This window comes from Cupriavidus gilardii (genome assembly GCF_008801915.1).
Classification (GTDB): domain Bacteria; phylum Pseudomonadota; class Gammaproteobacteria; order Burkholderiales; family Burkholderiaceae; genus Cupriavidus; species Cupriavidus gilardii.
In genome coordinates this window covers 570,591-583,991 of record NZ_VZOV01000002.1, presented here as the reverse complement: position 1 = coordinate 583,991, position 13,401 = coordinate 570,591, and the positions used below count along the sequence as shown (strand labels likewise).

13 protein-coding genes are annotated in these 13,401 nt (G+C 65.8%); 10 read left to right on the top strand and 3 right to left on the bottom strand.

From position 1 onward, the window contains the following. Positions 1-49 precede the first annotated feature (49 nt). From F7Q96_RS05470 to F7Q96_RS05455, 4 genes are all read left to right on the top strand, one after another. Positions 50-1,975 carry an ABCB family ABC transporter ATP-binding protein/permease gene (locus F7Q96_RS05470; protein ID WP_053821091.1) on the top strand — a complete coding sequence of 642 codons (1,926 nt, stop codon included), beginning with the start codon at positions 50-52 and terminating at the stop codon, positions 1,973-1,975. 342 nt (positions 1,976-2,317) lie between these two features. Continuing rightward, positions 2,318-3,331, top strand: a complete 1,014-nt coding sequence (locus F7Q96_RS05465; RefSeq protein ID WP_390885751.1) for an ABC transporter substrate-binding protein — start codon at positions 2,318-2,320, stop codon at positions 3,329-3,331. Further along, positions 3,328-4,182, top strand: coding sequence for an ABC transporter ATP-binding protein (locus F7Q96_RS05460; protein ID WP_053821092.1), 855 nt, complete (start codon positions 3,328-3,330; stop codon positions 4,180-4,182). Before F7Q96_RS05465 ends, F7Q96_RS05460 begins: the two co-directional genes overlap by 4 nt. A gap of 1 nt (position 4,183) precedes the next feature. After that, positions 4,184-4,957, top strand: a complete 774-nt coding sequence (locus tag F7Q96_RS05455; protein WP_053821093.1) for an ABC transporter permease — start codon at positions 4,184-4,186, stop codon at positions 4,955-4,957. Positions 4,958-5,057: 100 nt separating this feature from the next. Here F7Q96_RS05455 and F7Q96_RS05450 read toward each other — a convergent pair whose 3' ends face one another. Together F7Q96_RS05450 and F7Q96_RS05445 are read right to left on the bottom strand one after the other, a co-directional pair. Further along, positions 5,058-5,525, bottom strand: coding sequence for an Lrp/AsnC family transcriptional regulator (locus tag F7Q96_RS05450; protein ID WP_053821094.1), 468 nt, complete (start codon positions 5,523-5,525; stop codon positions 5,058-5,060). 90 nt (positions 5,526-5,615) lie between these two features. Next, positions 5,616-6,212 carry a cysteine dioxygenase family protein gene (locus F7Q96_RS05445; RefSeq protein WP_053821095.1) on the bottom strand — a complete coding sequence of 199 codons (597 nt, stop codon included), beginning with the start codon at positions 6,210-6,212 and terminating at the stop codon, positions 5,616-5,618. Between the two features lie 178 nt (positions 6,213-6,390). On the opposite strand from F7Q96_RS05445, the gene F7Q96_RS05440 reads away from it, so the two are divergent. From F7Q96_RS05440 to F7Q96_RS05415, 6 genes are all read left to right on the top strand, one after another. Further along, positions 6,391-7,365, top strand: coding sequence for a LysR substrate-binding domain-containing protein (locus F7Q96_RS05440; RefSeq protein WP_053821096.1), 975 nt, complete (start codon positions 6,391-6,393; stop codon positions 7,363-7,365). Positions 7,366-7,530: 165 nt separating this feature from the next. Continuing rightward, on the top strand, positions 7,531-8,835 hold the full coding sequence (locus tag F7Q96_RS05435; protein WP_151022210.1) for a Glu/Leu/Phe/Val family dehydrogenase: 1,305 nt from the start codon (positions 7,531-7,533) through the stop codon (positions 8,833-8,835). Between the two features lie 272 nt (positions 8,836-9,107). After that, a complete protein-coding gene (locus F7Q96_RS05430; protein WP_053821097.1) occupies positions 9,108-10,007 on the top strand; it encodes a glutamate/aspartate ABC transporter substrate-binding protein in 900 nt (299 codons plus the stop codon). A gap of 76 nt (positions 10,008-10,083) precedes the next feature. Further along, positions 10,084-10,812, top strand: coding sequence for an amino acid ABC transporter permease (locus F7Q96_RS05425; RefSeq protein ID WP_053821098.1), 729 nt, complete (start codon positions 10,084-10,086; stop codon positions 10,810-10,812). A 10-nt stretch (positions 10,813-10,822) separates the two neighbouring features. Beyond that, positions 10,823-11,506 (top strand): glutamate/aspartate ABC transporter permease GltK, encoded by a 684-nt coding sequence (gene gltK, locus F7Q96_RS05420; protein WP_006578984.1) that lies wholly within the window; start codon positions 10,823-10,825, stop codon positions 11,504-11,506. After that, entirely contained in the window at positions 11,503-12,237 is a 735-nt protein-coding gene (locus F7Q96_RS05415; RefSeq protein WP_006578985.1) for an amino acid ABC transporter ATP-binding protein, read from the top strand. The genes gltK and F7Q96_RS05415 overlap by 4 nt, the downstream gene beginning before the upstream one ends. 169 nt (positions 12,238-12,406) lie before the next feature. On the opposite strand, the gene F7Q96_RS05410 is transcribed toward F7Q96_RS05415, so the two are convergent. Then, on the bottom strand, positions 12,407-13,237 hold the full coding sequence (locus F7Q96_RS05410) for a class II glutamine amidotransferase (RefSeq protein WP_053821099.1): 831 nt from the start codon (positions 13,235-13,237) through the stop codon (positions 12,407-12,409). Between the last annotated feature and the right edge of the window lie 164 nt (positions 13,238-13,401).

Genomic DNA, 13,401 nt, shown 5'->3' with positions numbered 1-13,401 from the left:
CCCCGCGCCGAACTCTGCGACAATCGCATATTGGCCCGAATTCTAACGTATGCGACGCTATTCCACGACGGACGAGCCTGCTCCCACGGCCCCGTCCTCGCCGCTGTTCTCCGGCGCGCGCGGCCAGCGCAGCGACTGGCAGACCGTGCGCAATCTGCTTCCCTATCTGTGGCATTACAAGTGGCGCGTGATGCTGGCGCTCACCTGCCTGGTGGCGGCCAAGGCCGCCAATCTGGGCGTGCCGGTGCTGATGAAGCGACTGATCGACGCGATGAACATCGCCCCGGGCGATCCGCGCGCGCTGCTGGCGGTGCCGGCCGGGCTGATCGTCGCCTACGGCCTGCTGCGGCTGTCGACCACGCTGTTCACCGAGCTGCGCGAGATCCTGTTCTCCAAGGTCACGCAGAGCGCGGTGCGCGAGATCGCGCTGCAGGTATTCCGCCATCTGCACAGCCTGTCGCTGCGCTTCCATCTGGACCGGCAGACCGGCGGCATGAGCCGCGACATCGAGCGCGGCACGCGCGGCATCCAGTCGCTGATCTCGTATTCGCTGTACAGCATCCTGCCGACGCTGGTCGAGATGGCGCTGGTGATGGGCTTCTTCCTGCTGCACTACGACATCTGGTTTGCCGCGATCACCGGCGGCGCGCTGCTCGCCTATATCGTCTTCACGGTGGTGGTGACCGAATGGCGCACGCACTTCCGCCGCAAGATGAACGAGCTCGATTCGCGCGCCAACCAGAAGGCGATCGACTCGCTGCTGAACTTCGAGACCGTCAAGTATTTCGGCAACGAGGCCTACGAGGCCGCGCGCTACGACGAGAACCTGCGCACCTACCGGACCGCCGCGATCCGCTCGCAGAATTCGCTGTCGCTGCTGAACTTCGGCCAGCAGGCGATCATCGCGATCGGCCTGATCCTGATCCTGTGGCGCGCCACCGTCGGCGTGGCGCAGGGCGTGCTGACGCTGGGCGACCTGGTGCTGGTCAATACGCTGATGATCCAGCTGTATATCCCGCTCAATTTCCTCGGCGTGATCTATCGCGAGATCAAGCAGGCCACCACCGACATGGACCGGATGTTCGTGCTGCTCGGCACCAACCGCGAAGTCGCCGACGCGCCCGATGCGCGGCCGCTGGCCGTGCGCGGCGCCGAAGTGCGTTTCAGCCATGTCGGCTTTGGCTACGACAGCAACCGCCGCATCCTCGACGACGTCGATTTCACGATCGCGGCCGGCACCACCACCGCCGTGGTCGGCCATAGCGGCTCGGGCAAATCGACGCTGGCGCGGCTGCTGTTCCGCTTCTACGACGTCGGCAGCGGCGCGGTGCTGGTCGACGGCCAGGACATCCGCACCGTGACGCAAGACAGCCTGCGGCGCGCGATCGGCATCGTGCCGCAGGACACGGTGCTGTTCAACGACAGCATCTACTACAACATCGCCTATGGCCGCCCGGGCGCGAGCCGCGACGAGGTCATCGAGGCCGCGCGCGCCGCGCAGATCGACGCCTTCATCCGCGAACTGCCGCAGGGCTACGACACGCCGGTCGGCGAGCGCGGGCTCAAGCTGTCGGGCGGCGAGAAGCAGCGCGTGGCGATCGCGCGCACGCTGCTGAAGAACCCGCCGATCCTGATCTTCGACGAAGCGACCTCGGCGCTGGACTCGCGCACCGAGCAGGCGATCCAGGCCGAGCTGATGCGGCTGGCGCAGAACCGCACCACGCTGCTGATCGCGCACCGGCTGTCCACCGTGGTGCATGCCGACCAGATCCTGGTGATGGACCGCGGCCGCATCGTCGAGCGCGGCACGCATGCGGAACTGATGCGCGCCGACGGCCGCTATGCCGAGATGTGGCGCATCCAGGCGCGCAGCGCGGCGCAGGGCGCCGCCGCCGCGGACGGCGGCGAGCTGGCCCGCATCGAAGGCGCCGCGGCGGTGGCGGCCGATCTCGGCGACGCGACGCAGGACGCCTGAGACCACCGAGGTCGCCTTCGTATTGTCGACAATGGCGGCGCGCAATCGCGCGCGGCCATGTCCGATGCACAAGTTTGGTTGGACAAGACGCCGCGGTCATGCCCCGCTTTGGGGCGGTTTCGATGCGGTTTTGGCTGGCATATCGCTTGCAGACACTGTTCGCGCAAGACAGGCACGAACAGGAGAGCAAACATGCCGCAGGACACGCCGCATCACGGGTCGCAACACGGGTCGCATCACCAGCATACGCAGCAGGACACGCATCGCCACGAGCAGGCACGACAGAGCTGCGCCGGCACGGCGCCATCGACGCTGCGCCGCCGGATGCTGCGGCTCGGCACGATGCTTGGCACCGCAATGGTGCTGTCGACACAATGGGCCGCGCCGGCCCATGCACAGGCCGCGACCAAGGTCCGCTTCCAGCTCGACTGGCGCTTCGAGGGGCCGTCGGCGCTGTTCCTGCTCGGCGAGCAGAAGGGCTACTACAAGGCCGAGAAGCTCGATGTGTCGATCGACGCCGGCAACGGCTCGGGCAACGTGGTCAACCGCGTGGCCTCCGGCACCTATGACATGGGCTTCGCCGACCTGGCCTCGGTGATGGAGTTCTACGGCAACAACCCGGACGCGAAGAACAAGCCGGTGGCCGTGATGATGGTCTACAACAACACGCCGGCCGCCGTGCTGGCGCTGAAGAAGTCGGGCATCAAGGCGCCGAAGGACCTGGCCGGCAAGAAGCTGGGCGCGCCGGTGTTCGATGCCGGCCGCCGCGCCTTCCCGATCTTCGCCAGGGCCAACGGCCTGCAGGCATCGAGCTTCAACTGGCAGGCGATGGACCCGACGCTGCGCGAGACCATGCTGACGCGCGGCGATCTCGATGCGATCACCGGGTTCTCGTTCACCTCGATCCTGAACCTGAATGCGCGCGGCGTGAAGGACGAGGACATCGTGGTGCTGCCGTACCCGCAATACGGCGTCAAGCTGTACGGCAATGCGGTGATCGCGTCGGAGGACTTCCTGAAGAAGAACCCCGAGGCGGTCAAGGCCTTCCTGCGCGCCTTCGCCAAGTCCGCGCGCGACGTGATCGCCAGGCCCGAAGAGGGCATCAAGGCTGTCAAGGCGCGCGACGGCATCATCGACGAGAAGCTCGAGGTCCGGCGCCTGAAGCTGGCGCTCGACAGCGTAGTCAGGTCGCCCGACGCGAAGGCCGAGGGCTTCGGCCGCGTCAACAAGCCGCGGCTGTCGCTGATGGCGTCGCAGGTCGCCGATGCGTTCGGCACCAAGGGCCGGATCAACCCGGATGCGCTGTGGACCGACGCCTATCTGCCGTCGGCGGCGGAACTGGACGTGCTGCGATGACGGTGGAAACCGCTGCGTTCGCTGCCGCACCGTCCGCGCCGCCCGGCGCGGACGCCGAAGCCCCGTTCGTCGACTTCAATCGCGTCTGGCTGGCCTACAACGACGAGCTCGCCCGCAAGGGCGAGTTCGCGGTCGAGGACATCTCGCTGCAGGTCCAGCCGGGCGAGTTCATCGCGATCGTCGGGCCGTCGGGCTGCGGCAAGTCGACTTTCATGAAGCTGGCCACCGGCTTGAAGCCGGCCACGCGCGGCGTGGTCAGGATCGCCGGCGAGAGGGTGACCGGGCCGCTGAAGATGGTCGGCATGGCCTTCCAGGCGCCGACGCTGCTGCCGTGGCGCACCACGCTGCAGAACGTGATGCTGCCGCTCGAGATCGTCGAGCCTTACCGCTCGACGCTGCGCGCCCGCCGCGACGAATACGTCGAGCGCGCCCGCACGCTGCTGCGCACCGTGGGCCTGGCCGGCTACGAGGACAAGTACCCGTGGCAGCTGTCCGGCGGCATGCAGCAGCGCGCGTCGATCTGCCGCGCGCTGATCCACGAGCCGCGCATGCTGCTGCTGGACGAACCGTTCGGCGCGCTCGACGCCTTCACGCGGGAAGAACTGTGGTGCGTGCTGCGCGACCTGTGGCAGGCCCAACGCTTCAACGTGATCCTGGTCACCCACGATCTGCGCGAGGCGGTGTTCCTGGCCGATACGGTCTACGTGATGAGCCAGCGGCCGGGCCGCATCCTGATGCGCAAGCCGATCGAGCTGCCGCGTCCGCGCGATCTGGAACTGACCTATACCGAACCCTTCGCCGATCTGGTGCACACGCTGCGCGAGAAGATCGGCCATGTCCGCCAGCACTGAGATGACCACGTTGACCGATTCGACGCAGCGGCGCGTGGAGCGCGTCGCGCCCTGGCTGCTGCTGGCTGCCTGCCTGCTGCTGTGGCAGGGCGCCTGCATGATCTTCGAGGTGTCCGACTTCATCCTGCCGAGCCCGGCGGCCATCGTGGTATCGCTGGTCGACTATTGGGACGTGATCGCGGCCCATGCGTGGCGCACCTTCTGGACCACGATGGTGGGCTTCGGCATCGCGATCGCAGTCGGCGTGGTGCTGGGCCTGCTGATGGGGTCGTCGCGGCTCGCGTATGCGGCCGGCTATCCGCTGATGACGGCGTTCAACGCGCTGCCCAAGGCCGCCTTCGTGCCGATCCTGGTGGTGTGGTTCGGCCTCGGCGCCGGGCCGGCGATCCTGACGGCGTTCCTGATCTCGTTCTTTCCGGTGATGGTCAATATCGCCACCGGGCTGGCGACGCTCGAGCCCGAACTGGAGGACGTGCTGCGCGTGCTCGGCGCCCGGCGCACCGACGTGCTGTTCAAGGTCGGACTGCCGCGCGCGATGCCGTATTTCTTCGCGTCGCTGAAGGTCGCGATCACGCTGGCCTTCGTCGGCACCACGGTGTCGGAGATGAACGCGGCCAACGAGGGCATCGGCTATCTGCTGGTATCGGCCGGCTCGGCGATGAAGATGCCCTTGGCCTTCGCCGGCCTGGTGGTGATCGCGGTGATGGCGATGGCGATGTACGAGCTGTTCGCCGTGCTGGAGAAGCGGATGACCGGCTGGGCGCATCGCGGGTGAAGGGCCGGGATACAGCCCGGTTGTCTCTCCTCTCCCCATCCCCGCTCCCGCAGCGGGCGGGAGAGGGCGGGAGAGGGGAGCAGAAACATGGCCCGCCAGGTCAGACGTACTCCAGCGGCAGCGCCGTCGTGTACTTGATCTGCTCCATCGCGAAGCTCGAGCTGACGTCGGCCAGCTCGGCACCCTGGATCAGCCGCTTGTAGACGCGATCGTAGGCGGCGATGTCCGGCACCACGACGCGCAGCAGGTAGTCGGTGTCGCCCGCCATCCGGTAGAACTCGGTGACCTCCGGGATCGACGCGACCAGCCCGTGAAAGGTCTTGAGCCACTTCGCGCTGTGCTGGTTGGTGCGGACCGACACGAAGACGGTGACGCCGACGTTCAGCTTGGCGGGATCGAGCAGCGCCACGCGCTTGCGGATCACGCCGGCTTCCTGCAGCTTCTGCACACGGCGCCAGCATGGCGTCGAGGTCAGGCCGACCCGTTCGGCCAGTTCGGCCACCGGCAGGTCGGCGTTCTGTTGCAGCTCGGCCAGGATCTGGCGGTCATATCGGTCGAATCGATCCATTGCGCTTGCTCCGTCGGTGTTGCCAGGGTTCGGTGGATCGCGAACCGGCGGGCCTCGGCGCACCTGAGCGCGCCACCGCATCGCGACGCGCTAGCCGGCCGCCACCAGCAGGTTGACGCCGGTGCCGATCTGCGCGGCCTCGACGCCGTACAGATGCAGCGAGATGGCGACGTCGGCGGCCGCACCGTCTCCCCGATCCGCACGGCCGGGATGGCCGAGCGAATGGATATGCTCGAGCCCGGCCGGCACGCTGAACACCGCGCCGGTCTCGCGCATCGCGCCGCCGCTCGGCCGCGCCAGCTGCGCCGCCTCGTCCCAGCGGTAGTGCTGCTCATACAGCGTGCCTTGCAGCACGCGGTAGGCGCACCAGGTCCGGTGCCCATGCACGGGGCTCGCCTGCCCCGGGCGCCAGACCAGCAGCATCGCCGAGAAGCGCGCCATCGGGTCGGCATAGACCAGATGGCGCGTATAGCCTTCCGGACTGCCGGCACGCGCGGCCGCGGGCAGCAGCGCCAGCAGCGCGTCGGCGTCGTCGCCGAGGCAGGCCTGGACCTGCGCCGCCACGGTCCGCGCGCTGTCGTCGAACACCCGGGCCAGCGCCGGCGACAGCGCGGACAGCGCGGCCTGCGGGCCGGTGGGCAGGGACGAGGACGGGCGCGGCTTCGGTTCGGCGTGCAGGCTTGGCATGGGGACTCCGCAGGAGAGAACGGTGACATGGGACCGGATGGGTCCGATCATAGCCAGCGGGGCCGAGCAAGCCGATCTAAAATGTGGTGCCGAAGCGATCCATTGGAGGATGATATTCCGATTTATCAGGTCGTTCTGGAATATTTTTGCGCCGGTGACCGCCGGGGGATAATGCGCCATGGAAATCAAATGGCTTGAAGACTTCGTCAGCCTGGCCGAGACGCACAGCTTCTCGCGCTCGGCCGAGCTGCGGCACGTGACCCAGCCCGCCTTCTCGCGCCGCATCCAGTCGCTCGAGGCCTGGCTCGGTACCGAGCTGATCGACCGCTCCAGCTATCCGACCAGCCTGACGCCGGCCGGCAAGGTGTTCTACGAGCAGGCGCTGGCGATGCTCGCCCAGGTCAGCGAGACGCGCGCGCTGATGCGCGGCCAGCGCTCGGCCAACGCGCAGATGCTGGAATTCGCGGTGCCCCACACGCTGTCGCTGACCTTCTTCCCCGAATGGCTGAAGGCGCTGGAGCGGCAGGTCGGCACGCTGGCCTGCCGGCTGCGCGCGCTGAACGTGCACGACGCGGTGCTGATGCTGGTCGAGGGCGGCTGCGACCTGGTGATGGTCTACCACCATCCGCGCCAGGCGATCCAGCTCGATCCCTCGCACTACGACATGCTCGTGCTCGGCGTCGAGCGGATGTCGCCGTTCAGCGTGCCGGACGCCAGCGGCAAGCCGCTGTACCGGCTGCCGGGCACCGACCGCAAGCCGGTGTCCTTCCTCAGCTATACGCCGAATGCCTTCCTCGGCCGCATGGTGGAGATGCTGCTGTCGGACACCAGCGAGTCGTTCAAGCTGGACAAATGCTACGAGACCGATATGGCCGAGGCGCTCAAGGTGATGGCGCTGGCCGGACACGGGCTGGCCTTCCTGCCCGAGAGCGCAGTGCGCGAGGAGGTCGCGCAGGGCCGGCTGGTGCGGGCCGAGGGGCCGCGCGCGGCGCCGCTGTCGATCGAGATGGAGATCCGGCTGTACCGTGCGCGCCCCGGCGAGCATGGCAACGACCGGCGCGGCAGCCAGCTGCGCCGCAAGCGCGAACTGGTCGACCGCATCTGGGCCAGCCTGTCGTCCGGCGCCGCGCCGATCGAGGGCGGGGCGGCCTGAGTCGGCCGGGACCGCCGGGAAGACCCGCCCGCACCCCACCTTGGAAGGGTGCGTTGCCCGCTCGAAGGTTATGCATTTCCTGCATGACCGAATGAACAAACGGCATTGGATTTCCGCGGGGCGGCGCCCCTAAGCTTGTCGCCATTCCATTTCCGGATTTCCACGATGTCTTCCGATTCGCCGATCATCACCGCCTCCGCGCATTCCGTTCCCTCCTATCTGAACGCCGACAACCTCGGCCCCTGGGGCATCTATCTGCAACAGGTGGACCGCGTGACGCCCTACCTGGGCTCGCTGGCCCGCTGGGTCGAGACGCTGAAGCGCCCCAAGCGCGCGCTGGTGGTCGACGTGCCGATCGAGATGGATGACGGCACCATCGCCCACTTCGAGGGCTACCGCGTCCAGCACAACACCTCGCGCGGCCCGGGCAAGGGCGGCGTGCGTTTCCACCAGGACGTGACGCTGTCCGAGGTGATGGCGCTGTCGGCCTGGATGTCGATCAAGAACGCGGCCGTCAACGTGCCGTACGGCGGCGCCAAGGGCGGCATCCGCGTCGACCCGCGCAAGCTGTCGCGCGCCGAGCTCGAGCGCGTGACGCGCCGCTATACCAGCGAGATCAACATCATCATCGGACCGAACAAGGACATCCCGGCGCCGGACGTCAACACCAACGAGCAGGTGATGGCGTGGATGATGGACACCTATTCGATGAACGAAGGCAGCACGTCGACCGGCGTCGTCACCGGCAAGCCGATCTCGCTGGGCGGCTCGCTGGGCCGCCGCGAGGCGACCGGCCGCGGCGTGTTCGTCGTGGGCGCCGAGGCCGCGCGCAACCTGGGCCTCGAAATCAAGGGCGCGCGCATCGTCGTGCAGGGCTTCGGCAATGTCGGCAGCGTCGCCGCCAAGCTGTTCCACGAGGCCGGCGCCAAGGTCATCGCGGTGCAGGACCACAAGACCGCGCTGTTCGACCCGGCCGGCCTGGACGTGCCGGCGCTGATCGAACACGTGTCGCACAACGGCACCATCGAGGGCTTCCGCGCCGAAACGATCAGCGCCGAGCAGTTCTGGCAGACCGAGAGCGAGATCCTGATCCCGGCCGCGCTGGAAGGCCAGATCACCGCCGCCAACGCGCCCCACATCAAGACCCGCATGGTCATCGAAGGCGCCAACGGTCCGACCACGCCGGAGGCCGACGACATCCTGCGCGAGCGCAATATCCTGGTGGCGCCGGACGTGATCGCCAACGCCGGCGGCGTCACGGTGTCGTACTTCGAGTGGGTGCAGGACTTCTCCAGCTTCTTCTGGACCGAAGAGGAGATCAATCAGCGGCTGGTACGGATCATGCAAGAGGCATTCCGCTCGATCTGGCAGGTCGCGCAGGAAAACAAGGTCACGCTGCGGACCGCGGCGTTCATCATTGCCTGTACCCGTATCCTGCAGGCGCGCGAAATGCGCGGCCTGTATCCCTGATCGCCACGCGCGATATCGGGGCGATCGGACCCGCGTCGGGGCAAGCAGGATGTTGCGATGCACCAAGACAGGGTCCGGACAACAGCGAGGCGGCAGCCGGAAAATTCCGGCTGCCGCTTTTTTTATTACAGCCGCGTGGCGCAGCCGATTGCCGGACAGCGGCGGCTAGGGAAATACCCGTTGTATCCGAGCGTCGGCTTGCGCAATACTATTTCGTCGGCGGCACGTTTCTTGTTAGAGTCCCGCCTTTCTCTCATGGTCAAGGAGATGTTATGAAGGTTGCCAAACTGGCTGCGCTGATGATTGCGGCAGGCGTGCTGTGCGGTACCGCACAAGCGGCCGAGCAATTGACCGGCACGCTGAAGAAGATCAAAGACACGGGTGTCATTACGCTGGGCGTGCGGGAATCGTCGATTCCCTTCAGCTATAACCTCGGCGGCGTCCGCACCGTCGGCTATTCCTATGACATCAACGTCAAGATCGTCGAGGCGATCAAGGACCAGCTGAAACTGCCGAATCTGCAGGTCAAGGAAATTCCGATCACCTCGCAGAACCGCATTTCGCTGCTGCAGAACGGCACCATCGATATCGAATGCGGCTCGACCACCAATAATCTGGACCGCCAGAAACAGGTCGCCTTCAGCAACACCATCTTCATCATCGGCACCCGCTTCATGACCAAGAAGGACAGCGGGATCAAGGACTGGGCCGACCTGAAGGGCAAGAACGTCGTCACCACCGCCGGCACCACGTCCGAGCGCCTGCTGCGCACGATGAACGACCAGCAGAAGCTGGGCATGAACATCATCAGCACCAAGGACCACGGCCAGTCGTTCCTGACGCTGGAGTCGGGCCGCGCCGCCGCCTTCATGATGGACGACGCGCTGCTGTACGGCGAGCGCGCCAAGGCGCGCAACCCGGCCGACTGGATCGTCACCGGCAAGCCGCAGTCGCGCGAATCGTACGGCTGCATGCTGCGCAAGGACGATGCGCCGTTCAAGAAGGTCGCCGACAACGTGATCGCCAACCTGATGAAGACCGGCGAGATCAACAACCTCTACGCCAAGTGGTTCACCCAGCCGGTGCCGCCGAAGGGCCTGAACCTGGACTTCCCGATGTCCGACGACATGAAGGCGCTGATCAAGAACCCGAACGACAAGGCGCTCGACTGATTCGGCTTCAGTCACGCGTGTGAAACGGAAGGCGTGCGCGAAGGCATGTCCTTCCGTTTCTTTTTGAGGACGCATCATGAATTACAACTGGCATTGGGGTGTATTCCTCGAAGAAGCCGCGATGAACGAGACCTATCTCGACTGGATGATTTCCGGTCTGAAGGTCACCATCGCGCTCGGCCTGACTTCGTGGGTGATCGCCCTGATCATCGGCTCGATTCTCGGCGTATTGCGCACGGTTCCGAATAAATTCCTGTCGGGTATCGCGGCCACCTACGTCGAAATCTTCCGCAATATTCCGCTGCTGGTGCAGCTGTTCATCTGGTATTTCGTCATTCCCGAATTGCTGCCGTTCGGCGAATCGATCAAGCAGATGAATCCGTTCACCCAGCAATTCCTGGCCGCGATGTTCTGCCTCGGTACCTTTACCGCGGCGCGGATCTGCGAACAGGTGCGCTCGGGCATCAACTCGCTGCCGCCGGGACAGCGCAACGCCGGCCTGGCGATGGGCTTCACGCTGCCGCAGACCTATCGCTACGTGCTGCTGCCGATGTCGTTCCGCGTCATCGTGCCGCCGCTGACCTCCGAATTCCTGAACATCTTCAAGAACTCGGCGGTGGCGTCGACGATCGGCCTGCTGGAACTGGCCGCGCAAGGGCGCCAGCTGGTCGACTACACGGCGCGGCCGTACGAGTCCTTCATCGCGGTCACGCTGATGTACGCGCTGATCAATATCGTCGTCATGCTGGGAATGCGCTGGGTGGAAAAGCGCACGCGCGTGCCGGGCTTCATCGGCAGCAAGTAAGGGGAACGCGATGGCTTATTCATTCGATTTCACCTCGATCAACGCCGATACGCTGCACGTGCTCGGCGAGGGCATGATGGTGTCGCTGAAGATCACCGCCACCGCGGTGGTGGTCGGCATCGTCTGGGGCACCATCCTGGCGATGATGCGCCTGTCCTCGGTCAAGCCGCTGAACTGGTTCGCGCAGGGCTACGTCACCATCTTCCGTTCGATACCGCTGGTGATGGTGCTGCTCTGGTTCTTCCTGATCATTCCGCAGGTGCTGCAGTCGATCTTCAATCTGTCGCCGGCGACCGATCTGCGGATGACCTCGGCGCTGGTCGCGTTCGCGCTGTTCGAGGCGGCCTATTACTCGGAGATCATCCGCGCCGGCATCCAGAGCGTGTCGCGCGGGCAGATGTACGCGGCGCAGGCGCTCGGCATGACCTATGGGCAGACCATGCGGCTGGTGGTGCTGCCGCAGGCGTTCCGCAACATGGTGCCGCTGCTGCTGACGCAGGGCATCATCCTGTTCCAGGATACCTCGCTGGTCTACGTCAGCGCGCTGGCGGATTTCTTCGGACAGGCGTATGGCATCGGCGAACGCGATGGCCGCATCGTCGAGATGCTGCTGTTCGCCGGTCTGGTCTATTTCGTGATCTGTTTTTCCGCATCGTTGCTGGTCAAGCGATACCAGAAAAAGGTGGCTGTATGATCGAAATCAATAATGTCTCCAAGTGGTACGGCTCCTTCCAGGTGCTGACCGATTGCACCACCCGCGTGGCCAAGGGCGAAGTGGTGGTGGTGTGCGGCCCGTCCGGTTCGGGCAAATCCACGCTGATCAAGACCGTCAATGCGCTCGAGCCCTTCCAGAAGGGCGAGATCCTGGTCGACGGCACCTCGGTCGGCGGACCGAAGACCGACCTGCCGAAGCTGCGTTCGCGCGTCGGCATGGTGTTCCAGAACTTCGAACTGTTCCCGCACCTGTCGATCACCGAGAACCTGACCATCGCGCAGATCAAGGTGCTGGGCCGCTCGCGCGACGAGGCGATGGCCAAGGGCATGAAGTATCTGGAGCGCGTGGGCCTGAAGAACCAGGCCAACAAGTATCCGGGGCAACTGTCGGGCGGCCAGCAGCAGCGCGTGGCGATCGCGCGCGCGCTGTCGATGGATCCGATCTGCATGCTGTTCGACGAGCCGACCTCGGCGCTGGACCCGGAGATGGTCAACGAGGTGCTCGACGTGATGGTGCAGCTGGCCCACGAGGGCATGACGATGATGTGCGTGACCCACGAAATGGGCTTTGCCCGCAAGGTGGCGAACCGCGTGATCTTCATGGACCAGGGCCACATCGTCGAGGACACGCCGAAGGAGGAGTTCTTCGGCAATATCGAGGCGCGTTCGGAGCGGGCGCGCCAGTTCCTGTCGAAGATCCTGCAGCACTGAGGTCCTTGCTGTCCCGGCGGTTCTCCCTCTTCCCTTCAGGGGAAGAGGGCCGGGGAGAGGGAGGTCGTTTCAACAACCGCAGCAGCCGCTGCGCCACTGATTTCTCTCTCCCCCACCCCCTCTCCCGCAAGCCGGCGAGGGGGAGTCAAACCTCCCTCCAGCTTTCCCTTCAAGTACAGGCCGAATTGGCCGCGTTGCGCGCCTGCACCTCGGGCGGAATCGGCACCGTCAGCGTCATCGTCGGCTGCCCCGCCTCGAACATCATCAATTCTCCCGGCGCGAACGGCGTCCACACTTCGTCGTCGGTCAGCGGCGCGGTGGCGATGACCGCCACCCGGTCTTCCGGCGTGGTCACCTGGGCAAAGTCGATCGACAGGTCCGCATCGATCAGATGCGCGGTCGAGAACGGCCACTGGCGCACCAGGTAATACAGCCGCGTCGAACAGTGCGCGAACAGCGCCTGCCCATTGCTCAGCAGATAGTTGAAGACGCCGTACAGCGTGATCTCGCGCGTGATGTCGGCCAGCGCGTGGCACAGCTCGTTCAGCGGCGGCTGCGAGCCCGGGAAACGCTTGCGCAGGCCCTGCATCAGCGCGCAGAACGCGAGCTCGCTGTCGGTGTCGCCCACCGGCTGATAGACGCCCGACAGGAATGGCGAAAAGCCCTTCAGGTCGCCGTTGTGGGCGAAGATCCAGTGGCGGCCCCACAGCTCGCGCATGAACGGATGGCAGTTCTCGAGCCGCACCGTGCCCTGGGTCGCCTTGCGGATATGCGAGATGACGTTCTTCGACTTGATCGGATAGTTCTTGATCAGGTCCGCCACCGGCGAGGTGCCGGCGGACTGGTTGTCGATGAACAGCCGGCAGGCCTTGTCCTCGAAGAACGCGACACCGAAGCCGTCGGCATGATGATCGGTGACGCCGCCGCGCGCGGCGAAGCCGGTGAAGGAGAACGTCACGTCGGTCGGCGTGGCGCAGTTCATGCCGAGCAGCTGGCACATGGCGTGGGACCGGGTCGGCGTGAGGGCCGGCCGATTGCAATAGAATTGCGACATTATCCCGCCGGGCCGGGCGTTCTGCCAAGCACGTCCACGGCTGCCGGCGCGGTCCGCCGGCACGGCCGAATCGCCCGTCGATCCGCTTCAATCCGCCTCCAACGAGCCCT

Excerpts from the sequence above, each read along its gene's own strand:
- F7Q96_RS05470 (WP_053821091.1), top strand. The coding sequence starts at position 50 with ATGCGACGCTATTCCACGACGGACGAGCCTGCTCCCACGGCCCCGTCC.
- F7Q96_RS05465 (WP_390885751.1), top strand. The coding sequence starts at position 2,318 with ATGCTTGGCACCGCAATGGTGCTGTCGACACAATGGGCCGCGCCGGCC.
- F7Q96_RS05460 (WP_053821092.1), top strand. The coding sequence starts at position 3,328 with ATGACGGTGGAAACCGCTGCGTTCGCTGCCGCACCGTCCGCGCCGCCC.
- F7Q96_RS05455 (WP_053821093.1), top strand. The coding sequence starts at position 4,184 with ATGACCACGTTGACCGATTCGACGCAGCGGCGCGTGGAGCGCGTCGCG.
- F7Q96_RS05450 (WP_053821094.1), bottom strand. The coding sequence starts at position 5,525 with ATGGATCGATTCGACCGATATGACCGCCAGATCCTGGCCGAGCTGCAA.
- F7Q96_RS05445 (WP_053821095.1), bottom strand. The coding sequence starts at position 6,212 with ATGCCAAGCCTGCACGCCGAACCGAAGCCGCGCCCGTCCTCGTCCCTG.
- F7Q96_RS05440 (WP_053821096.1), top strand. The coding sequence starts at position 6,391 with ATGGAAATCAAATGGCTTGAAGACTTCGTCAGCCTGGCCGAGACGCAC.
- F7Q96_RS05435 (WP_151022210.1), top strand. The coding sequence starts at position 7,531 with ATGTCTTCCGATTCGCCGATCATCACCGCCTCCGCGCATTCCGTTCCC.
- F7Q96_RS05430 (WP_053821097.1), top strand. The coding sequence starts at position 9,108 with ATGAAGGTTGCCAAACTGGCTGCGCTGATGATTGCGGCAGGCGTGCTG.
- F7Q96_RS05425 (WP_053821098.1), top strand. The coding sequence starts at position 10,084 with ATGAATTACAACTGGCATTGGGGTGTATTCCTCGAAGAAGCCGCGATG.
- gltK (WP_006578984.1), top strand. The coding sequence starts at position 10,823 with ATGGCTTATTCATTCGATTTCACCTCGATCAACGCCGATACGCTGCAC.
- F7Q96_RS05415 (WP_006578985.1), top strand. The coding sequence starts at position 11,503 with ATGATCGAAATCAATAATGTCTCCAAGTGGTACGGCTCCTTCCAGGTG.
- F7Q96_RS05410 (WP_053821099.1), bottom strand. The coding sequence starts at position 13,237 with ATGTGCCAGCTGCTCGGCATGAACTGCGCCACGCCGACCGACGTGACG.